At 37.9% G+C, this 19,635-nt stretch carries 22 protein-coding genes, 1 tRNA gene, 1 pseudogene and 1 riboswitch; of the genes and pseudogenes, 20 read left to right on the top strand and 4 right to left on the bottom strand.

Annotated elements, in window-relative coordinates:
* Positions 1-58: 58 nt before the first annotated feature.
* Positions 59-1,036 carry an electron transfer flavoprotein subunit alpha/FixB family protein gene (locus LZ480_RS10425; RefSeq protein ID WP_241369367.1) on the top strand — a complete coding sequence of 326 codons (978 nt, stop codon included), beginning with the start codon at positions 59-61 and terminating at the stop codon, positions 1,034-1,036.
* A 61-nt stretch (positions 1,037-1,097) separates the two neighbouring features.
* On the opposite strand, the gene LZ480_RS10420 is transcribed toward LZ480_RS10425, so the two are convergent.
* Entirely contained in the window at positions 1,098-2,135 is a 1,038-nt protein-coding gene (locus tag LZ480_RS10420; RefSeq protein ID WP_241369366.1) for a M42 family metallopeptidase, read from the bottom strand.
* Between the two features lie 291 nt (positions 2,136-2,426).
* On the opposite strand from LZ480_RS10420, the gene trxA reads away from it, so the two are divergent.
* From trxA to LZ480_RS10405, 3 genes are all read left to right on the top strand, one after another.
* A complete protein-coding gene (trxA, locus tag LZ480_RS10415; RefSeq protein WP_241369365.1) occupies positions 2,427-2,741 on the top strand; it encodes a thioredoxin in 315 nt (104 codons plus the stop codon).
* A gap of 100 nt (positions 2,742-2,841) precedes the next feature.
* On the top strand, positions 2,842-4,632 hold the full coding sequence (gene uvrC, locus LZ480_RS10410) for an excinuclease ABC subunit UvrC (RefSeq protein ID WP_241369364.1): 1,791 nt from the start codon (positions 2,842-2,844) through the stop codon (positions 4,630-4,632).
* A 32-nt stretch (positions 4,633-4,664) separates the two neighbouring features.
* A riboswitch (Lysine riboswitch) is annotated at positions 4,665-4,843 on the top strand.
* Between the two features lie 124 nt (positions 4,844-4,967).
* Positions 4,968-6,200 carry an aspartate kinase gene (locus LZ480_RS10405; protein WP_241369363.1) on the top strand — a complete coding sequence of 411 codons (1,233 nt, stop codon included), beginning with the start codon at positions 4,968-4,970 and terminating at the stop codon, positions 6,198-6,200.
* 48 nt (positions 6,201-6,248) lie between these two features.
* Here LZ480_RS10405 and LZ480_RS10400 read toward each other — a convergent pair whose 3' ends face one another.
* Complete coding sequence (locus LZ480_RS10400; protein WP_241369362.1) at positions 6,249-6,665, bottom strand: YslB family protein; 417 nt, start codon at positions 6,663-6,665, stop codon at positions 6,249-6,251.
* Between the two features lie 270 nt (positions 6,666-6,935).
* On the opposite strand from LZ480_RS10400, the gene LZ480_RS10395 reads away from it, so the two are divergent.
* The 16 genes and pseudogenes from LZ480_RS10395 to LZ480_RS10320 all read left to right on the top strand — a co-directional run bounded on the left by LZ480_RS10395 (position 6,936) and on the right by LZ480_RS10320 (position 18,185).
* The gene (locus LZ480_RS10395; RefSeq protein WP_241369361.1) at positions 6,936-7,550 is read left to right on the top strand and encodes a succinate dehydrogenase cytochrome b558 subunit; all 615 of its coding nucleotides are present in this window, start codon (positions 6,936-6,938) and stop codon (positions 7,548-7,550) included.
* Between the two features lie 97 nt (positions 7,551-7,647).
* A complete protein-coding gene (gene sdhA, locus LZ480_RS10390) occupies positions 7,648-9,393 on the top strand; it encodes a succinate dehydrogenase flavoprotein subunit (RefSeq protein WP_241369360.1) in 1,746 nt (581 codons plus the stop codon).
* Positions 9,394-9,409: 16 nt separating this feature from the next.
* Positions 9,410-10,186, top strand: a complete 777-nt coding sequence (gene sdhB / locus LZ480_RS10385) for a succinate dehydrogenase iron-sulfur subunit (protein WP_241369359.1) — start codon at positions 9,410-9,412, stop codon at positions 10,184-10,186.
* Between the two features lie 222 nt (positions 10,187-10,408).
* The gene (locus LZ480_RS10380) at positions 10,409-10,852 is read left to right on the top strand and encodes an acyl-CoA thioesterase (RefSeq protein ID WP_241369358.1); all 444 of its coding nucleotides are present in this window, start codon (positions 10,409-10,411) and stop codon (positions 10,850-10,852) included.
* 70 nt (positions 10,853-10,922) lie between these two features.
* Complete coding sequence (locus LZ480_RS10375) at positions 10,923-11,144, top strand: helix-turn-helix domain-containing protein (RefSeq protein ID WP_241369357.1); 222 nt, start codon at positions 10,923-10,925, stop codon at positions 11,142-11,144.
* Positions 11,145-11,216: 72 nt separating this feature from the next.
* Positions 11,217-11,660, top strand: a complete 444-nt coding sequence (locus tag LZ480_RS10370; RefSeq protein WP_241369356.1) for a MarR family winged helix-turn-helix transcriptional regulator — start codon at positions 11,217-11,219, stop codon at positions 11,658-11,660.
* 16 nt (positions 11,661-11,676) lie between these two features.
* The gene (gene racE / locus LZ480_RS10365) at positions 11,677-12,477 is read left to right on the top strand and encodes a glutamate racemase (RefSeq protein WP_241369355.1); all 801 of its coding nucleotides are present in this window, start codon (positions 11,677-11,679) and stop codon (positions 12,475-12,477) included.
* A gap of 124 nt (positions 12,478-12,601) precedes the next feature.
* A complete protein-coding gene (rph, locus tag LZ480_RS10360; RefSeq protein WP_241369354.1) occupies positions 12,602-13,354 on the top strand; it encodes a ribonuclease PH in 753 nt (250 codons plus the stop codon).
* Positions 13,354-13,947 (top strand): XTP/dITP diphosphatase, encoded by a 594-nt coding sequence (locus LZ480_RS10355; protein WP_241369353.1) that lies wholly within the window; start codon positions 13,354-13,356, stop codon positions 13,945-13,947. The genes rph and LZ480_RS10355 overlap by 1 nt, the downstream gene beginning before the upstream one ends.
* Before the next feature lie 91 nt (positions 13,948-14,038).
* Positions 14,039-14,539 (top strand): YfcE family phosphodiesterase, encoded by a 501-nt coding sequence (locus tag LZ480_RS10350; protein WP_241369352.1) that lies wholly within the window; start codon positions 14,039-14,041, stop codon positions 14,537-14,539.
* Positions 14,540-14,717: 178 nt separating this feature from the next.
* Positions 14,718-14,791: transfer RNA gene (locus tag LZ480_RS10345), tRNA-Arg, on the top strand.
* 122 nt (positions 14,792-14,913) lie between these two features.
* A complete protein-coding gene (locus LZ480_RS10340) occupies positions 14,914-15,120 on the top strand; it encodes a hypothetical protein (protein ID WP_241369351.1) in 207 nt (68 codons plus the stop codon).
* A gap of 121 nt (positions 15,121-15,241) precedes the next feature.
* Positions 15,242-15,403: a hypothetical protein gene (locus LZ480_RS10335; RefSeq protein ID WP_241369350.1), complete on the top strand. Its 162-nt coding sequence runs from the start codon at positions 15,242-15,244 to the stop codon at positions 15,401-15,403.
* 1,055 nt (positions 15,404-16,458) lie between these two features.
* Positions 16,459-17,229, top strand: coding sequence for a glucose 1-dehydrogenase (locus LZ480_RS10330; protein WP_241369349.1), 771 nt, complete (start codon positions 16,459-16,461; stop codon positions 17,227-17,229).
* A 200-nt stretch (positions 17,230-17,429) separates the two neighbouring features.
* A pseudogene (locus tag LZ480_RS10325) lies at positions 17,430-17,618 on the top strand (SAM-dependent methyltransferase); the annotation flags it as partial.
* A gap of 420 nt (positions 17,619-18,038) precedes the next feature.
* The gene (locus LZ480_RS10320; protein WP_241369348.1) at positions 18,039-18,185 is read left to right on the top strand and encodes a DUF2639 domain-containing protein; all 147 of its coding nucleotides are present in this window, start codon (positions 18,039-18,041) and stop codon (positions 18,183-18,185) included.
* Positions 18,186-18,244: 59 nt separating this feature from the next.
* Here LZ480_RS10320 and LZ480_RS10315 read toward each other — a convergent pair whose 3' ends face one another.
* Together LZ480_RS10315 and LZ480_RS10310 are read right to left on the bottom strand one after the other, a co-directional pair.
* Positions 18,245-18,931, bottom strand: coding sequence for a hypothetical protein (locus LZ480_RS10315; protein WP_408641612.1), 687 nt, complete (start codon positions 18,929-18,931; stop codon positions 18,245-18,247).
* A gap of 151 nt (positions 18,932-19,082) precedes the next feature.
* The gene (locus LZ480_RS10310; RefSeq protein ID WP_241369347.1) at positions 19,083-19,523 is read right to left on the bottom strand and encodes a cell wall hydrolase; all 441 of its coding nucleotides are present in this window, start codon (positions 19,521-19,523) and stop codon (positions 19,083-19,085) included.
* Between the last annotated feature and the right edge of the window lie 112 nt (positions 19,524-19,635).

Here is a 19,635-nt window from a genome sequence, read left to right as displayed (position 1 = left end):
CATTCATTAGATACGAAATAAATCGAAGTTTTACGAAGATGGTAATGGAGGGATATTCATGTCAAAGAAAGTTTTAGTGTTAGGTGAGGTTCGTGAAGGGAGCTTACGTAACGTTTCATTCGAAGCAATCGCAGCAGGTTCAAAAATCGCTGACGGTGGTGAAATAGTAGGATTATTAGTAGGGGATGCTGTAGCAGATTTAGCAAATGAGCTTATCGCATATGGTGCAAGCCGTGTCGTTACTGTAGAGCACCCACACTTAAAAAACTATACATCTGATGGTTACAGCCAAGCAATTTTAGCTGTAGTTGAAAAAGAAAAACCAGAAGCAATCGTATTTGGTCATACTTCTTTAGGTAAAGACTTATCTCCAAAAATCGCGTCTCGCTTACAATCTGGTTTAGTTTCAGATGTTACAGAAATCGAAGGTGCTGGTGATGACACAGTATTCATCCGTCCAATATACTCTGGTAAAGCATTTGAAAAAGTAAAAATTAAAGACGGCGTTATTTTTGCAACAATTCGTCCAAATAACATCGCGCCTTTAGAAAAAAATGCAGGTCGCTCAGGTGATGTATCTGCTGTTACAGTAGACATTACAAACTTACGCACAGTTATTAAAGAAGTTGTCCGTAAGTCTACTGAAGGTGTAGATCTTTCTGAAGCGAAAGTAGTTGTTGCGGGTGGCCGTGGCGTGAAATCGGAGGAAGGTTTCGAACCATTAAAAGAGCTTGCTAACTTACTAGGTGGTGCAGTTGGTGCCTCTCGTGGTGCATGTGACGCAGAATACTGTGATTACTCATTACAAATTGGCCAAACTGGTAAAGTTGTAACACCTGACCTTTACATCGCGGCTGGTATTTCTGGAGCAATTCAACACTTAGCGGGTATGTCGAACTCTAAAGTAATTGTAGCAATTAACAAGGACCCAGAAGCAAATATCTTTAAAGTTGCTGACTATGGTATCGTAGGGGACCTATTCGAAGTTATCCCACTTCTAATCGAGGAATTCAAAGCATTAAAAGTAAACGCATAAAAAAGAGCTTCCTCAATTTAATTGGGGAAGCTTTTTTGGTGTTGCCCGGAGATAGTCCTTATTAACTCTTAGTAATGTATAAATAAATCAATTTAATCGTGTTTTCTAATGCTTCATAATGTGTACGTTCCATTCCGTGTGAAGCGTGAACACCAGGTCCAATTAGGGCACCTTTGATGTTATTGCCGCCTCTCAGTGCTGCGCTTGTATCTGACCCGTACATAGGATAAATATCAACTGCGTATTGCAGATTATTTTCTTGAGCTAATTCGATAAAAGTTGATGTCAATTCATAATCATACGGACCAGTTGAATCTTTAGCACAAATGGAAACATCATATTCTGTACAGCTTAAATCATCACCGATACAGCCCATATCAACAGAAATGTATTCGGTAATATCAGCAGGGATATACGATGAACCATGACCAACTTCTTCATAGTTGGAAATCACAATTTTTACCGGATATGCCGGTACAATTGATTCCTGTTTCATAATTTCAAGGAGCGCTAATAAGCACGCAACACTTCCTTTGTCATCAATGAAACGAGATTTTAAAAAGCCACTTTCTGTTACAGTCGTTTTCGGATCAATAAAAATAAAGTCACCGACACCGATGCCTAGCTTCAATACATCTTCCTTCGTTTTCACCTTTTCATCGAGACGCACTTCCATAAACTGCGGTTCACGTTTTTTCGATTTGCTGTCTTCAAATACGTGAACTGCCGGGCTAGTACTTAAAATTGTACCGCTATACGTTCTGCCATCTCTCGTACGAATAAAAACATATTCGCCATCCCAAGTTGGAACGAGCGGACCACCTAGAAGCGTAAACTTTAATGTACCGTGACCAGTAATCGAACGTACCATGGCGCCCAATGTATCAACATGCGCAGAAAGTCCGATAACCTTGCCCTCATTAGCTCCGGGAATAGAAATGATCCCCCCGCCTTTCAATGTACGCTCAAATTGATAACCTGTTTGATGAACGAACTGTTCAATTGTATCCATAATTTCATGACAGTATCCAGTAGGACTATGCAGTTGAAGTAAGTCCGTTGCGATTTGAAGGACACGTTCTTTATTTATTGTAATCAATGTAACTACCTCCTTTATGTTCTCTGTCTATAGCTTACTCTAATTTTTGGAAGAAGAAAAGCCGCGTATTTTTGCCTCGATAATCAGAATCCACGAGTGCCATCTTAACTATTCACTAGGAAGAAGAGCACTTATAATTTAACTCTTAAGTATTTTTCGAATGTATGTTAATGCATCTGCCTGTTTCCAAGATTTCACCGCAAATCCAATTTCCGCGAGCATTTTATTATTTTCTCATTGCCAAATCATGCTATACTACTAGCATATTGTAATTAAGGAGGCTATTTTAAAATGGCAATTGTACACGGTACAGATCAAACTTTCGCACAAGAAATTTCAAATGGTGTAGTTTTAGTAGACTTTTGGGCTGCATGGTGTGGTCCATGTAAAATGATCGCTCCAGTTCTTGAAGAATTAGATGCAGAAATCGGTAGCGATGTTAAAATCGTTAAGGTGGATGTAGATAACAACCAAGGTACTGCTGCTGAGTACCAAATCATGTCTATCCCATCATTATTATTATTCGTTGATGGCGAGCTAAAAGCAAAAACAGCTGGCTTCATGCCAAAAGAAGCGTTAATCGACTTCATTAACGACAATAAATAATTTCAGTAACTAAGCCGTATGCCTATGAAGGTGTACGGCTTTTTTCTTGTATTAGAATCGGTTAAAATTAAGATAACGACACAGTTTATAGGTGAGAAATATGAATGCAATGATTAAAGCGAAACTAGAAATATTACCAGCTGACCCGGGTTGCTATATTATGAAGGACCGCCAAGGCACGATAATTTATGTTGGAAAGGCAAAAATATTAAAAAACCGTGTTCGCTCGTATTTTACAGGCAGTCATGATGGGAAAACAGCACGCTTAGTAAGTGAAATTGAAGACTTTGAATATATTGTCACTTCTAGTAACATAGAGGCGCTTATTTTAGAGCTAAATTTAATCAAGCTACATGATCCAAAATATAATATAAAACTAACTGATGATAAGACCTATCCGTACATTAAAATAACAACTGAACGTCATCCACGTCTTATTACAACGCGTAAAATTAAAAAGGATAAAGCAAAATATTTTGGTCCTTATCCGAATGCTTATGCAGCAAATGAAACGAAAAAGCTGTTAGACCGACTGTACCCACTTCGAAAATGTACACATATGCCAAATCAGGTATGCCTGTATTACCATCTAGGACAATGCTTGGCACCTTGTGTAAAGGACATTGAAAAACAAGTTTATGACGAAATGATTGAAGCAATTTCGAAGTTTTTAAATGGAGGGGTCGATGAAATTAAAGAGGACCTTCAGCAAAAAATGTTCGAAGCAGCGGAAAATTTAGAGTTTGAACGTGCAAAGGAATTCCGTGATTTAATTACACATATTGATAGCATTATGCAAAAGCAAAAAATGGTGTCTGATGACTTAACAAATCGTGATGTATTTGGTTACGCAGTTGAAAAAGGGTGGATGTGTGTACAAGTATTTTTTGTGCGCCAAGGGAAACTAATTGAGCGTGATGTATCTGTTTTCCCAATTTACAATGAGCCTGAAGAGGAGTTTTTAACCTTTGTAGGTCGTTTTTATGAACCGTCGAATCATATTTTGCCAAAAGAAATTTTTGTGCCAAGTTCAATTGATGGAAAAATATTGCAAAAGCTTTTAAATACAAAAGTTATAATTCCAAAACGAGGTTCAAAAAAAGAGCTCGTCGATTTGGCTATGAAAAATGCAGGCATTGCCATTCAAGAAAAATTCCAACTAATTGAACGTCAGGAAGAAAGAACAGTTGGTGCATGTGAAGCATTAGCGGAAGCGATGAATATTTCGATTCCGTTGCGAATTGAAGCGTTTGATAATAGCCACATGCACGGAACTGATCCAGTGTCAGCTATGGTTGTTTTTATAGATGGTAAGCCCGCTAAAAAGGAATACCGCAAATATAAAACACGTGAAGCAGCAAAGCATGATGATTATGGTGCGATGGCAGAGGTAGTGCGCCGCCGTTATACGCGCGTACTACGTGAAAATTTACCGTTACCGGATTTAATCGTTATCGATGGTGGTAAAGGGCAAATCGAAGTGGCACGTGAAGTGATTGAAGATGAGCTGGGTCTCGTGATTCCAATTGCGGGTCTTGCGAAAGATGATAAGCACAATACGTCCCAGCTATTATTCGGTAGTCCACCTGAAGTGGTGCCACTAAAACGTACAAGTGATGGGTTTTATTTATTGCAGCGTATTCAAGACGAGGTACACCGATTTGCGATTACGTTTTTACGTCAACAGCGCCAAACAAATGTGATTCAGTCTGTACTTGATGACATTGATGGTGTAGGGCCAAGACGCAAACAACAATTGATGAAACATTTTGGTTCTGTAAAAAAAATACGTGAGGCGAGTGAATTACAATTACAAGAGGCCGGTATGCCACCAAAGCTAGCAGATTCCATTTACAGACATTTTCATGATGCAACATTGAAAACGGACTAGTGTTATGGTAAAATACAAACAATTCTATATTTTCTAATGATAGAGGTGCAGTATTCAATAGTACATTGCTTGAGGAAGAACAATTCCTAAGAAAGCAATCGAAAGGGAAATCTGCCGAAGTGAAGTGCGTATTGTTCACGTATTTTGCTGGTTTTGCATTTAAGAGATGTAAGATTGTCAGAACATTTTGTTCTGGAGGGCTATCCTAAAAGATACTTTAATTTTTATTTGTCTTGACGGCGACTTTCCATGAACGTGGAAGGTCGCTTTTTTGCGATTTTCCATTGGGATAGAAGTAAAGAATTTACTAGTACTAGAAAAAGGAGCGCAAATGAATGCAAACTATTATTGCAAAATTTGGTGGCCCGGCAATTGCGACGGCTGAAAAAATTAGGAATGTAGCGAAAAAAGTAATAAAGGAGCAAGCAAGCGGCATAAACTTAGTTGTTGTGGTTTCTTCCATGGCCTCGATTCGGCGAGAGTTGCGACAATTTGCACATGATATTACGGATGAGCCATCAAAGCGTGAAATGGATGTACTAATCGCGACAGGGGCGCAGATGACTAGTGCACTTTTAACTATGGCAATTCAAGAATTAGGTGGAAAAGCTGTGTCATTGACTGGGTGGCAGGCAGGTATTAAAACGAATGATACGCATCGAAATGCTCGTGTAGAAGACGTTGATGTGAAAAGAATTAAATCGCATTTAGCACAAGGTGAAATTGTTGTTGTGTCTGGTTTTCAAGGAATAACGGAGGTGCATGATATTACAACATTGGGAAAAGGTGGATCTGAAACATCAGCTGTTGCACTTGCAGTAGCGCTAGAAGCAGAGCGCGTAGATATTTATTCCAATGTAGACGGCATTTTTACTGCTGATCCCCAAATCGTTGAACATGCCCGAATGTTACCTGAAATTTCATATGATGAAATGCTCGAATTTGCAAATTTAGGAGCACATATCTTACATCCACGTGCGGTAGAGCTAGCTAAGAAATATGAAATACCGCTCGTCATTCGTTCAAATGAGCGTGATGTGGATGGGACGTTAATTAAAGGGGATGTAGAAATGGAAAAAAATTTAATCGTGCGCGGTGTTGCATATGAATCGGATATAATTCGTTTAACAATTGGCTATGATTCTTATGAAACAGCATCACTAGCTGAGGTGTTTCATGCGTTAGCCGAACATGAAATCAATGTGGATATTATTGTGCAGGCAGTGATTGATGGTATAAAGCCAACCATTTCCTTTACAATTGCCAAAGAAGAATTTGCGGAAAGCTTGCGTGTACTAGAGGTAAGTAAATTATCATTAGGCTTTAGCTTTGCAGATTTTGAGGTTGGCTTAGCGAAAGTTTCAATTGTAGGTTCAGGGATGGTATCGAATCCTGGTGTCGCAGCGCGTATGTTTGCTAGATTAGGTAAAGAGCATATTCCTGTGAAGATGGTAAGTACATCAGAAATTAAAGTGTCGGTTGTTGTGCCGCAGGACGAAATGGTACGCGCGGCTAATGCATTGCATGATGAATTCAATCTAGCAATATTAGAGATTTCAGCTTCATAATCAAAATACCGTTCATGGATTGACTAGGTCCATGAACGGTATTTTTTGTTAAACTAACTCCTTTAAATCCCACTTTAAAGTAAATCTAACGTAGTTTTTCTTTTCGATTTTTTCTACATAGCATTCTGTTAAACAGCCTAATTGTTTTTGTGTTTGCTCGGCTAAAAACCCGGCTTCTAAACGGAAACAACGTTGTTCAATATTTAACGAATGTTCTTCAGTTGTCGTCAATACGTAGTGGGCTTCATCTTTTGATTCTTTTTCTAATGTAATTACGCCCCAGCCTGCTTCTGTAAAGAATGATGGTAGTTCCTCTGATGAAAATAGTGGAAATTTTCGTGCTAGTTCTTTTCCCGCCCAATATAATACATCCTCTTCGTGCTTTCCTAAAATTGAATGAAGCAGATGATCTCGAATGATTTCATACCCAAAAGATGGAATCGTTTTCATTTTTAGCTCTCCCATAGTAAAATACCTCTTTCATAATTTTTCTTATAATTTTAATTCTTGATAAGAAATGTGAATATAAGTAGAAAAAATCCGACTCAAAACAGCTTAAAGTCGTCTTTAAAATGATTATAAAATATCACTGGTTGCCTTGACGCTAGTATCTGTTGAGAGTACAATGGACATGTCATAATATTGTACCATGATGAAATATGCAGTCAACAAACAGAGTCAACAATTTCGTGACGATGTTTATGTGTATTTCAAGTACTAAGGGGGGTAACAGTTTTGTCGAAAGATCGTGAATTTTTATGGCGCCGCTTACACTCGTTACTAGGTGTAATTCCTGTCGGGTTATTCTTGGTGTTCCACTTAAGTTTGAACTTCACTGCAATTGGCGGTGAAAGTACTTACAATGACTCAATTCACAAGATGGATTTAGTTCCGCATTGGTTATTGTTAGTAATGGAATGGGTTATTATTTATATCCCACTTATGTTCCACGCATTCTACGGAGTGTATATTGCATTCACTGCTACACACAACACGAAGCGTTTTAGCACATTCCGTAACTGGATGTTCGCTTTACAACGTTTCACAGGGATTTTCCTAGTAATCTTCATTGCTTGGCATATTTTCCAAACTCGTATACAAAAAGCATTAGGTACTGAAGTTGAATGGGACATGATCGCTGAAATCGTTGACAATCCATTAATGTTAGCATTCTACATCGTTGGTATCGTATCAGCAACATTCCACTTAGCGAACGGCTTATGGTCATTCTGCGTGAGCTGGGGTATTACACAATCTAAAAAATCTCAACAAATCTTCACTTATGTTTCTTTATTAGTATTTGTGATTTTAAGCATTATGGGTGTTGCAGCAATTGTTTCATTCGCATAATTTCTTAACTTGAACGCTAATACATAGTTAAGAACTAAGTATCGGATGAAAATGTGAGTAAAAGTAATTAGCAATTAATGAGGAGTGAGAAATAATCATGGCAAAGAGTAAAGTTATCGTCGTTGGTGGCGGTCTTGCCGGCTTAATGGCTACGATTAAAGCAGCTGAAGTTGGTACTGCAGTTGAGTTATTCTCGTTAGTTCCAGTTAAACGTTCGCACTCTGTTTGTGCGCAAGGCGGAATTAACGGAGCAGTTAATACAAAAGGTGAAGGGGATTCTCCATGGATCCACTTTGACGATACAGTATACGGTGGCGACTTCTTAGCGAACCAACCACCAGTTAAGGGTATGTGTGATGCAGCCCCTGGAATTATCCACTTAATGGACCGTATGGGTGTAATGTTCAACCGTACGCCAGAAGGTTTAATTGACTTCCGTCGTTTCGGCGGTACGTTAATGCACCGTACAGCATTCTCTGGTGCAACAACTGGTCAACAATTACTATACGCACTAGACGAGCAAGTTCGTTCTCACGAAGTAGCTGGTTTAGTTACAAAATATGAGCACTGGGAATTCCTTGGTGCCGTTATGGATGACGAAGGCGTTTGCCGCGGTATCGTAGCACAAGATTTACGTACTGAAGAAATTAAATCATTCCGTTCTGATGCTGTAATCATGGCAACAGGTGGCCCTGGTATTATCTTCGGTAAAACAACAAACTCAGTAATCAACACTGGTTCAGCAGCATCAATTGTTTATCAACAAGGTGCTTCTTATTCAAACGGTGAAATGATTCAAATTCACCCAACAGCAATTCCTGGAGACGACAAAAACCGTCTAATGTCAGAATCTGCTCGTGGTGAAGGTGGTCGTATTTGGACTTACAAAGACGGTAAACCTTGGTACTTCTTAGAAGAGAAATACCCAGCTTACGGTAACTTAGTACCTCGTGATATTGCAACTCGTGAAATCTTCGACGTATGTGTAAACCAAAAATTAGGTATCAACGGTGAGAACATGGTATACCTTGACCTATCTCATAAAGATCCACATGAATTAGATATTAAGTTAGGTGGTATTATCGAAATCTACGAAAAATTCGTAGGTGATGACCCACGTAAATTACCAATGAAAATCTTCCCAGCAGTTCACTACTCAATGGGTGGTTTATGGGTAGATTACGACCAAATGACTGAAATCCCAGGTTTATTCGCTGCTGGTGAATGTGACTTCTCACAACACGGTGCAAACCGATTAGGTGCTAACTCATTATTATCTGCGATTTACGGTGGTATGGTTGCTGGTCCAAATGCTGTTAAGTACATCAAAGGTCTTAAAAACCACGCGGAAGATTTATCAGAAGAAATCTACACACGTCGTGAAAAAGAAGAGCAAGAGAAATGGGAAGCTATCCTTAAAATGGACGGTACAGAAAACGCTTACTTACTTCACAAAGAGCTTGGTGAGTGGATGACTGATAACATGACAGTAGTACGTGTTAACTCTAAATTAGAAGAAACGTACAAAAAATTAACTGAATTACAAGAGCGTTGGGAAAACATCAACATCAATGACACACAAAAATGGTCTAACCAAGGTGCTCACTTCACTCGTCAGTTAAAGAACATGTTATACCTTGCAAAAGTTATGACGAAGGGTGCATTATTACGTGACGAATCTCGTGGAGCGCACTACAAACCAGATTTCCCTGAACGTGATGATGAAAGATTCTTAAAAACAACTATGGCGAAGTTCGATCCAGCTACGGGCGAGCCAATTATTACTTATGCAGAAGTAGACGTTTCGTTAATTCCACCACGTAAACGCGACTACTCTGCGTAAAAGGGGGAACTAGAAAATGGAAACAGTAAATACTGGTAGAACAGTTAAGTTAGAAATCGTTCGTCAAGATTCTGAGAATGGTGCTACACGCGTTGAGAAGTTTGATGTTCCTTACCGCCCAGGTATGAACGTAATTTCTGCTTTAATGCATATCCAAAAATACCCAGTAACTGCTGATGGTCAAAAAACGACTCCAGTAGCTTGGGATATGAACTGTCTAGAAGAAGTTTGTGGTGCATGTTCAATGGTTATCAACGGACGTCCACAACAATCTTGTTCTGCTTTAGTAGACAAATTAACTCAACCAATTCGCTTAGAACCAATGAAAACTTTCCCAGTCATCCGTGACTTACAAGTTGACCGTGAACGTATGTTCAACGCACTTAAGAAAGTTAAAGCATGGGTTCCAATCGATGGTACTTATGATTTAGGTGAAGGTCCTCGTATGCCAGAGCGCAAACGTCAATGGGCTTACGAATTATCTAAATGTATGACTTGTGGTGTATGTATGGAAGCATGTCCAAACGTGTCTGAAAAAGCTTCATTCATTGGTCCAGCTCCATTATCACAAGTACGCTTATTCAACACTCATCCAACTGGTGCAATGAATAAAGACGAGCGTTTAGAAGCAATTATGGGAGACGGCGGTCTTGCTAACTGCGGTAACTCTCAAAACTGTGTAGCTGCTTGTCCAAAAGGTATTCCGTTAACAACTTCAATTGCTGCGCTTAACCGTGCAACAACTGTTCAAATGTTCAAGAACTTCTTCGGTTCTGACCACATGGTTGACTAATCATACTAACTCAAAAGACCTCCACATTTGTGGAGGTCTTTTTTTAGGGAATTTGATATTAGTGTAATAAAATCTTAATTGTATTTACATTAATACAATAGTCCAACAATAATTAAGTAAAACCATAATGATCATATCTGTAGGAAATGACAAATTATGTTATAATGAATAGAGATTCATTATCGGGGGATGATGTTTTTTTACTTAAAAGGGGGAAATAATATGAGAGCAACTTATATTCAAGAGCCACAAGAATGGGCAGCAGAATTTACATTTTCGACAACCGTAAAGGTGCGTTTTTCAGAAACTGACATGTATGGACATGTTAACAATACGAAGGTATTTGCCTACTTAGAATATGCTCGCATGGAATATTATAAAGCACTTGGATTCGACCTTTCAAATGAAGCAATTAATCAAAATATGTTAGTTGTTGCCGATATTCAGTGTGATTATTTAAAACAAGTATTTTATGACGAAACATTAACGATTTATGTGAAAACTGCATCAATCGGCAATACTTCAATGGATTTACATTACTTAGTTAAAAACGAAAAAGGGGATGTCTGCTACACAGCGCGCGGAACATTGGTTCAATTGAACTATGAGACAGGTAAAGGTGTCCCGTTTTTAGAAGAACAAAAAAAATTATTGCTTGGGAAATAGTTAAATGCCCTCACCTCTAATTCGCACGTGACATAATGTACAAAGAAGAGGATAGGAGGGTGTTGCATAAATGACTCGTCCGCAGCATCGTTCGCTGTTAACAAAAAGAGAACGAGAAATTTTTGAGTTATTAATTGAAGACTATTCGACACGAGAAATTGCGGCTAAGCTAGGTATTAGTGAAAAAACAGTACGTAATCATATTTCCAATACAATTCAAAAATTAGGTGTTTCCAGTCGAACACAGGCACTAATTGAGTTATTGCGATTGCAAGAATTGTCTATAAACTGAATGGATACTTGCTATTTTACGAAAAAAACATCAAAATAGAATTATGAAACGTTCGGGGAGTGAATGAAATCGATGAAAGATCAAAGCACACATAGCTCTGAATCTGTAGCAATCTTAGAAAAAGAATTACGATATATTTCTCACTTAATAAAGCAAAAAGGCCGTGAAATATTAAGCAATTATATTATTACACCTCCGCAATTTGTTGCATTGCAATGGTTGCAAGAGTCAGGTGATATGACAATTGGTGATTTATCGACTAAAATGTATTTAGCATTTTCGACAACAACCGATTTAGTCGACCGAATGGAGAAAAACGAACTTGTTCAGAGAGTTCGTGACGAAAATGATCGTCGTGTGGTGCGCATCCACCTATTACCGGAGGGTGAACGCATTATTCAAGAAGTAATTGTAAAGCGTCAAGATTATTTACGCGATATTACCGATGAATTTGACACAGTAGAGTTCGAGCAATTATTAAAATATTTGCAAAAGCTACATTTATTAATGAAATAGGATAGAGGCGGTACTAGTGAATGCCCCAATTGGTGTAATCGATTCAGGAGTCGGCGGGTTAACTGTCGCAAAAGCAATAATGGAACTATTACCGAATGAAACAATATATTATATCGGTGATACTGCGCGTTGTCCGTATGGGCCACGCTCGAAACAAGAAGTGCGTAACTTTACATGGCAAATGGCAAAGGCGCTAGAAAAAATGAATATTAAAATGCTCGTTATTGCATGCAATACAGCGACAGCGGTGGCATTAGAAAGCTTACAAAAGCATATGCCTTTCCCTGTTTTAGGTGTTATTAATGCTGGGGCACGAGCAGCAATTAAGCAAACAAAGCGTAATGAAATCGTTGTGTTAGCTACAGAAGGTACGGTAAAAAGTGGAGCGTATGAGGAAGCTGTTAAATCGCTTTCGACTAAGGCTACGGTTATTCCGCTAGCTTGTCCAACATTTGTGCCTCTTGTAGAAAGTGGTGAATATGAGGGACAATTCTCGTATGATCTCGTTTCAAAAGGGTTAAAACCGATTGAAAATGAACGTTTTGATACGGTGATTTTAGGTTGTACGCATTATCCTATTTTACAAAAGCAAATTGAGGCAGCAGTAGGTAAGGATGTGCATGTTTTATCTAGTGCTGAAGAAACGGCAAAAGATGTTGAGGCGATACTAAGCTATAAAGATCAACTGCGTTTGGACAGTGAGCCGCCACAACATGTCCTTTATGCCTCTGGATCAGTGCCAATTTTTCGTTCTATTGCGGAGCGCTGGTTAGAGCGGGGGACTCTAGATATTCGTAAAATCTCATTTGAAAAATAATGATCAAACTCAGGTTAGGGTGTTCTCTAATTTGGGTTTTTTCTATATTAGCATTGCATTTTCGCTTTAGGCTGCTAGTAAAGTATGTTAAGATAAGTGCGCGAACAAATTGAGGAGGTCCATCATGACAAGACATGACTTACGAGCTGTGACGGAATTACGTCCAGTTCAAATTGAAAATAACTATTTAATGCACCCAGAAGGCTCGGTATTAATTACCGTTGGGAATACAAAAGTAATTTGCACTGCAACTATTGAAGATAAAGTACCAGGTTTTTTACGTGGACAAGGTAAAGGCTGGATTACTGCAGAATATTCAATGCTACCACGCGCAACGGAGCAACGTACACGCCGAGAATCTTCAGCAGGTAAGGTAACAGGTCGTACAATGGAAATCCAACGCTTAATCGGACGTGCATTACGTGCAGTTGTTGATTTAGAGGCGTTAGGTGAAAAAACAGTATGGATTGACTGCGATGTTATTCAGGCAGACGGAGGCACGCGTACAGCGTCAATTACAGGAGCGTTTGTAGCAATGACTCAAGCGATTGCGAAAATGGGCACTGAAAAACCATTTGCCAAGTTTCCAGTAACTGATTATCTAGCTGCAACAAGTGTTGGGAAATTAGCTAACATTGGAGCAGTATTAGACTTAAATTACAATGAAGATTCAACAGCAGAGGTTGATATGAACGTAATTATGACGGGTGCAGGTCAATTTGTTGAATTACAAGGAACAGGCGAAGAAGCGACTTTCTCAAGAACGGAATTAAACGAGCTATTAGATTTAGGTGAAGCGGGTATTGCCCAGTTAATTAATATTCAAAAAGACGCGCTAGGTGAATTAGCAGTACTAATTGGGAAGGTGGAAGCATAATGAAGCAAGTAGTAATCGCCACAAAAAACAAAGGCAAAGCAAAAGACTTTGAAGCCTTATTTAATCCATTCGGCTATGAAGTAGTTACAATGTTCGAAGTAGCCCCAGATTTAGAAATCGAAGAAACTGGGACGACATTTGAAGAAAATGCAATATTAAAAGCAGAAACGTTAGCTAATTTACTTGGCAAAATCGTAATCGCTGACGATAGCGGTTTAGCAATCGACGCATTAAATGGGGAGCCAGGCGTATATTCAGCACGCTATGCAGGCGATCATGACGACGAGGCTAATATGGTAAAAGTATTAGCCAATATGAAGAACGTTCAAGAAGAAGAACGTACAGCACGCTTTTGCTGTGCATTAGCAATCGCAGGTCCAAATATGGAAACGAAAACGGTATTTGGCACATGTGAAGGTATCATCGCCCATGAGAAAAAAGGAACAAACGGCTTTGGTTATGATCCAATTTTCTACGTACCAGCTTTAGAAAAGCATATGGCTGAGCTTTCTGGTGAAGAGAAAGGTGCCATTTCACACCGCGGTAACGCAATTCGTAAATTGGCATTACAATTAGCGGAATTACTGAAGTAAATGGTGAAAAGACAATTGTGAAGTAATAATTGATTTTCTTAAGCTGATGGCAAACTGATTCGTATACCACTGGAAAAGGATGTGGGTTGGATTGAAACTATTAATTATGAGTGATACCCATGGTGATGAGGAAATCATTGAACGTGTAAAAAGCTATCATCCAGATGCATACAAGATGATTCATTGTGGCGATAGTGAATTACCGTACTCCCATTCAGCGATGCAAAACATGGAACGGGTGAAGGGCAACTGCGATTATGATCAAAATTACTTAGATGAAGTTTTGATTCATGTAAATGGTGAGCGTGTGTATGTCACACATGGCCATTTATATGATGTGAAATCTTCACCGATGAAGCTTGTCTATCGTGCTAAGGAGCTTGGTGCGAATATTGTGTGCTTTGGGCATTCACATATTTTAGGCGCGGAATATATTGATGGTATCTTTTTCATTAATCCGGGTAGCTTAAAGAAGCCTCGCCAAATTAAAGAAAAATCATTTGTCACAGTAACCATATCGCCGACGCATTATTTGTTAGATTGTTATGATGACAAAAATAATTTATTTGACCAAATGTTTATTGAACGTTAATGAATAAATGGAGGGGCCTCGTTATAAATTCGAGGCTTTTTGCATAGTATGAAGTAAGTTAGTTTTTGAACTATTATTTCATTTCCATAATAGTTTATAAAAAAGATTGTTGACTTTCTTTTGTTTGTAACTTATAATAAAAATTGTCTTTAATACCAGTTATGTTATTAAAGCAGTTGTCTCTATAGCTCAGCTGGATAGAGCACACGCCTTCTAAGCGTGCGGTCGTAGGTTCGAATCCTACTGGGGACGTACATATTGCGGTATAAACCGAGTCAAATCAACCTTCTAGCGTAGTTTTATAGCGGTCAATGAAGCAGTATAACTGCCGAAATTGAAACGCCTTCTAACTAACGTTGGGAGGTTTTTTTGCGTTGACAAAAAGAAGAAGCGGTTTAACAGTGAAAGCGGATTTAGACGGAATATTCAACGAAGGAGTTAATTCTACCGTTATTAAGATTGATTCTAAATCTGCGCTAACTATCGAAAAAGCGCTTGAAATAAATATCCGTCAAATGCGAGCAAGCGGACTACGGGAACGGACTACTGAAAACGGAGATAGAATATTTACTTGCGATTGATGCTGACGCTATTTACGATTGGTTGTCGCTGATGACCGATAAGGACACAACGAAGCGAGTCCGATTGAAGTGTTTCTGCGCGTTTCTAGGTAAGTGTTTTAATAACGGTTGGTTAAAGGAAATGTTGTGGCGCAATATCAATATCCATATTGACGAACCAATCAAAGTCGGTGCAACGGAAGATGACGTATTTAACCTATTACGTAATTTGGATTTATCTAACTTCATTGAGTTGCACGATGCTGCGGCAATTTTGACTATGTTTCAAACTGGAATCCGATAAGCAACATTATCGTCTTTAGAGGAACGTCAAACCTCTACTATCTTATAAATATTATTTGGTGAACTTAACAGAGCGCTAAGTCTATTTAAAGCAAAGTAATTGAGTAGATGATTCAGAACACACACAACTATACGTATAGACCATATACGGCGGTACAACTAAAATGAAAAAATAGCTTAGCAATGATCTTTCAATTTTTTCAATCCTTGGCTTTTCCACTAGGAATGGTCAAGGGTTCTTTGCAATTTTGGGTTTTTAGTTTACAACAATATCCTTTTGCGTAATCTCTCACCCTTATACGTCCCTCTAATCAGCTACTAACCGCGTAAGGATACAATTTCTTGTTCCTTACAGTTTCTCATACCAAACATCGACAACATTACTATACCAAGAAAAATCTTCTCTTGCTGTTACAATCAATTTTCTATTTTCATTTCTCATCGGAACTTTTAAACTGAATGGAAAAATAGTGCAAATTCCCGCGTTGTCGTTTTTGATATACTACATATTTATTATTAAGTGCCAAAAAGGGACTTTAGCAACAGTTTGTCACTTATTTATATTTAAGTTGTATATCAATTTTGGCAGATGAGCTTTTGAACGCTAAAAATGATTCGTTAAAATTATTATCTAGAATTTTGAATAGGATAAATCATTAAAATGGTTTGAAAATTGGTTCGTCACCATAAGTTTGGGGATACATAATATTAAATTTTAATAGGTTACGTTTTACAGCACTACGATTGGTCAACGTATTCGTTTCTCTATTTGCTATCAGATTTAATTCGCGAGCATTAGTGCATTTACATAGGGGGATAATATGACTTGCCTCTATAAGAAGGGAATTAACATCATTATTCAATTTTTTGAGTTAAAAAAATAGATGTTTTCTTTGACCATTTATTCTTTCTTGTTGTATATTATCAATATAGTTTAACGCTAAACCATTTAAAGTAATCATATTTTAATCATGGTTTACAAAAATTAAATAACTAGTAATTGTAATAACAACAAGGATCATTACAATTAATCAAAATCACGAGGAGTTGACATTTATGATGTTAATGGAAGGTAAAGCTGGATTAGTAACAGCTGCGGGATCAGGTATTGGAAGAGCTAGTGCACTAGCTTTAGCAAAAGCAGGCGCAAAAGTAATGGTTTCAGACGTAAATGTAGAAGGTGGTCTTGAAACAGTTAAATTGATTCAAGAAATCGGTGGCGAAGCACATTTCTTCAAATGTGATGCTAGTAAAGAAGAAGAAGTAAAAGCACTAGTTGACGAAACAGTAAATAAATTCGGCAAATTAGATTTTGCTCATAATAATGCTGGTGTAAACTTACAACAAACAAAAATTGGTGATGCTGATTCTGCAGCATGGGATAAAACGATTCAAATTAATTTATATGGTACGTTCTATTCTATTAAACACCAAGTAAATGCCATGCTGAAAAACGGTGGTGGTTCGATCGTTAACACAGCTTCTGGTGCTGGTATGGAAGGCGTTGTGAACATGGCTGCTTATGTAGCATCTAAGCACGCCGTAGTTGGCTTAACGAAAGCTGCTGCATTAGAATACGGAAAAGATAAAATCCGTGTAAATGCAATTGCACCAGGTTCTACTCTTACACCAGCTATCGAACGTTGGGCAGAGACTGCACCAGAACAATATAACGCAGTGTTAAAAGCAATGCCTTCAGGTGAAATGACTAAAGCTGAAGATCAAGGGAATGCCGTATTATTCTTATGCTCTGATTTAGCTAAACAAGTTAACGGGGTTATCTTACCAGTTGATGGTGGCTATGTAGCGGGTAAATTACCACTATAATAGAAATATTCTACTCCAATACTTCTTGCACAACAATTGTGTTTGAGGTATTGGAGTTTTATTTTGTTATATTTTATAATTCATGCTAAAAATAAGGTCCTGGAACTAAATAAAATAATGTAGAAATGAGTGAAAATGGCATAATAATAAACATTTTTTATCGCATTAAAATAACAACTAATTTCAAAGGAGATTGATATATGACTGAATTTTGGGAAGCTAGTTTCATAGAAAATCAAATGATGTGGGGATTTGAACCTTCAGACTCTGCCATCCTGTCAAAGGACTTTTTCCTTGAGAAGAAAGTGAAGGAAATATTGATTCCTGGTATTGGCTATGGTCGAAATGCAAAGGTTTTTATTGACAACGGAATCAATGTATCAGGGATCTGAAATTGTAGAACCTCATAAAAATATGGAAGATAAACCACCATTTAAATTTATTGTGGTCAAATGTCAAAAACCTCTATAAGTACAATAGCTAAAAAGCCAAGAGCAAAATCGCCATTTTGCTAACAATGACTCACATCTTTTGAGTTACAAAATCTGGAGTGGTCGAATTAATCGAGGATCTCTTGGACATAAACGGAATTATTTTGCTATTTATAATGCGAAAATCTATCATATTCTAAACTGATAATAATACCGCTTCGTATAAATCGAAGTGGTTCTTTTTGCGTAAAATACTCAATTGTATCCCTAAAATAAATACCTCAAAAAAATTCACTAATTACGCGTAATTGAATTCATTTTCCCGCATATGATGGGTACGGTAGAACGGTTTTATAATGGTGAGAAGGGGACTGAGGAATGTACACGTATTCGAAGGGCTGGTATGTGAAGGAATTACGAAAGAACGGTATGAAGAAACATCCACAATTTAGAACGCATTTAGGGCTTTACAAAACATCTGAGTTAAGAAGATTATATTATCAGTTCGTTTTAAAAGAAGATTAATTGTTACACAAAAAAAGTTAGAAGCACAAACGATTTGCGCTCGCTAACCTGTTTATAAGTTAATACAAGTTAAATGGAGAAAAAAAGCCAAAAAATTGACAAACGATGGCTGAAGCAATCATATCAGACATAGCTAATGCTTCAGCTTCGATTAAATCAAAAACAGCGACACCTTCTTTATAATTTTTTTGGATAATGTTAACGGCTTCTTCCTTTGTAAGTTTCAAATGTGTATAAAACATTTGTTGTAAGGGAGCTTTGTGTAAATAAGGGTTAATGCGCGTTAAAAAAGCAACAATGTCATCTGCATTACGATACCACTCTTCTTCTTTCAATTTCGCAGTAATGGCATCTCCCTTGGTTGCTGCGGTTACCAACTCGGCGGCAATCGTTAAATGGTCTTTGATTAATTCAGTATACCGATTAGCAATTTGGTCCCCGTAAAACGGTCGCAAACTATTGCCTAAATCCGTTGCATTACGCAAAAGACGCTCTTGTACAAATGGTAAGTCGGGTAAACCGAAAACAATACTAATAATCGTCATTCTCGTCCAGTTCACGTGTTCCATCCATAATAATTGGTTCATCGCCTTAAAGTCTGCTTCTTTTTTACTAATGCATCGATAATCGTTACAAGAAGGCTGTTCATTTAAGAAATGCCGTATTGGCGCGGGATATTCAGAGAGGGCACTTGGATAAATCGAACGCATTGAAGGTGGGTAACCAAGATTTTCATATGAATACATAGTCGTTCGCTCCTTTAGTTTTTCTGGCAAAAAAAATGAAAAGTTAGGTTATCCCCTAGATTATTCAAAACTTAAATGAAATGTGCATTAAAAAAAGGAACGCTTATATACTAAGCAGTTCCATAAAATTTTACTATTTTAATGTAAATAATTAATTCATATAAACACTATCACAAGTCCCACCTATTGGTTCGTAAAAACAGTGTTGCTTAAACTGTCCGGTAAACGGTTGACCGTACCACGTTGGTGGACATTCACCAGCTGGATTGAAGTACCATAGTGCAAATTTAGCAGGATGTTGGCGCCAGAAATCTAGGGTTTGGCGCGCTAATCTTCGTTCGGTATCGCGGGCACGTTGATAAAACATATTGCCTTTTTGGACTGCTTCGAATGAATAATTGTTACCCTGTACTTGAAAAATAACATCCTCAATCGTTCTAACATCACGAAAATCTAAACAATCCGCAATGGCGCGATTAACGATAACGTTACCAACATAAAGCATTCCCTGTTTTCCTTCACCTTCTGCCTCTGCTCGCATCATACGAGCCATTAAATCTACATCAGCTTCGCGATATTTGACTCTTGGCATTTATTCACCTCATCATTATCATATGAAAAAAGTTGAAATTGATGTCATTTCCCATGTCGAAATTGAATATAGGAGCTTGAACAGCTCCTTGCTTCGCACCTTTCTATATACA

The organism is Solibacillus palustris (assembly GCF_022549215.1).
Lineage (GTDB): Bacteria > Bacillota > Bacilli > Bacillales_A > Planococcaceae > Solibacillus > Solibacillus daqui.
Note: the sequence above shows the minus strand (reverse complement) of the source record. Positions and strands in the feature narration are given on the sequence as shown.

Bases quoted from the DNA above. Each gene is read 5' to 3' on its own strand.
- trxA (WP_241369365.1), top strand. From the start codon at position 2,427: ATGGCAATTGTACACGGTACAGATCAAACTTTCGCACAAGAAATTTCA.
- LZ480_RS10330 (WP_241369349.1), top strand. From the start codon at position 16,459: ATGATGTTAATGGAAGGTAAAGCTGGATTAGTAACAGCTGCGGGATCA.
- sdhA (WP_241369360.1), top strand. From the start codon at position 7,648: ATGGCAAAGAGTAAAGTTATCGTCGTTGGTGGCGGTCTTGCCGGCTTA.
- rph (WP_241369354.1), top strand. From the start codon at position 12,602: ATGACAAGACATGACTTACGAGCTGTGACGGAATTACGTCCAGTTCAA.
- LZ480_RS10310 (WP_241369347.1), bottom strand. From the start codon at position 19,523: ATGCCAAGAGTCAAATATCGCGAAGCTGATGTAGATTTAATGGCTCGT.
- LZ480_RS10370 (WP_241369356.1), top strand. From the start codon at position 11,217: ATGAAAGATCAAAGCACACATAGCTCTGAATCTGTAGCAATCTTAGAA.
- LZ480_RS10425 (WP_241369367.1), top strand. From the start codon at position 59: ATGTCAAAGAAAGTTTTAGTGTTAGGTGAGGTTCGTGAAGGGAGCTTA.
- LZ480_RS10355 (WP_241369353.1), top strand. From the start codon at position 13,354: ATGAAGCAAGTAGTAATCGCCACAAAAAACAAAGGCAAAGCAAAAGAC.
- uvrC (WP_241369364.1), top strand. From the start codon at position 2,842: ATGAATGCAATGATTAAAGCGAAACTAGAAATATTACCAGCTGACCCG.
- LZ480_RS10400 (WP_241369362.1), bottom strand. From the start codon at position 6,665: ATGGGAGAGCTAAAAATGAAAACGATTCCATCTTTTGGGTATGAAATC.
- LZ480_RS10380 (WP_241369358.1), top strand. From the start codon at position 10,409: ATGAGAGCAACTTATATTCAAGAGCCACAAGAATGGGCAGCAGAATTT.
- sdhB (WP_241369359.1), top strand. From the start codon at position 9,410: ATGGAAACAGTAAATACTGGTAGAACAGTTAAGTTAGAAATCGTTCGT.
- LZ480_RS10375 (WP_241369357.1), top strand. From the start codon at position 10,923: ATGACTCGTCCGCAGCATCGTTCGCTGTTAACAAAAAGAGAACGAGAA.
- LZ480_RS10320 (WP_241369348.1), top strand. From the start codon at position 18,039: ATGTACACGTATTCGAAGGGCTGGTATGTGAAGGAATTACGAAAGAAC.
- LZ480_RS10405 (WP_241369363.1), top strand. From the start codon at position 4,968: ATGCAAACTATTATTGCAAAATTTGGTGGCCCGGCAATTGCGACGGCT.
- LZ480_RS10335 (WP_241369350.1), top strand. From the start codon at position 15,242: ATGTTGTGGCGCAATATCAATATCCATATTGACGAACCAATCAAAGTC.
- LZ480_RS10315 (WP_408641612.1), bottom strand. From the start codon at position 18,931: ATGTATTCATATGAAAATCTTGGTTACCCACCTTCAATGCGTTCGATT.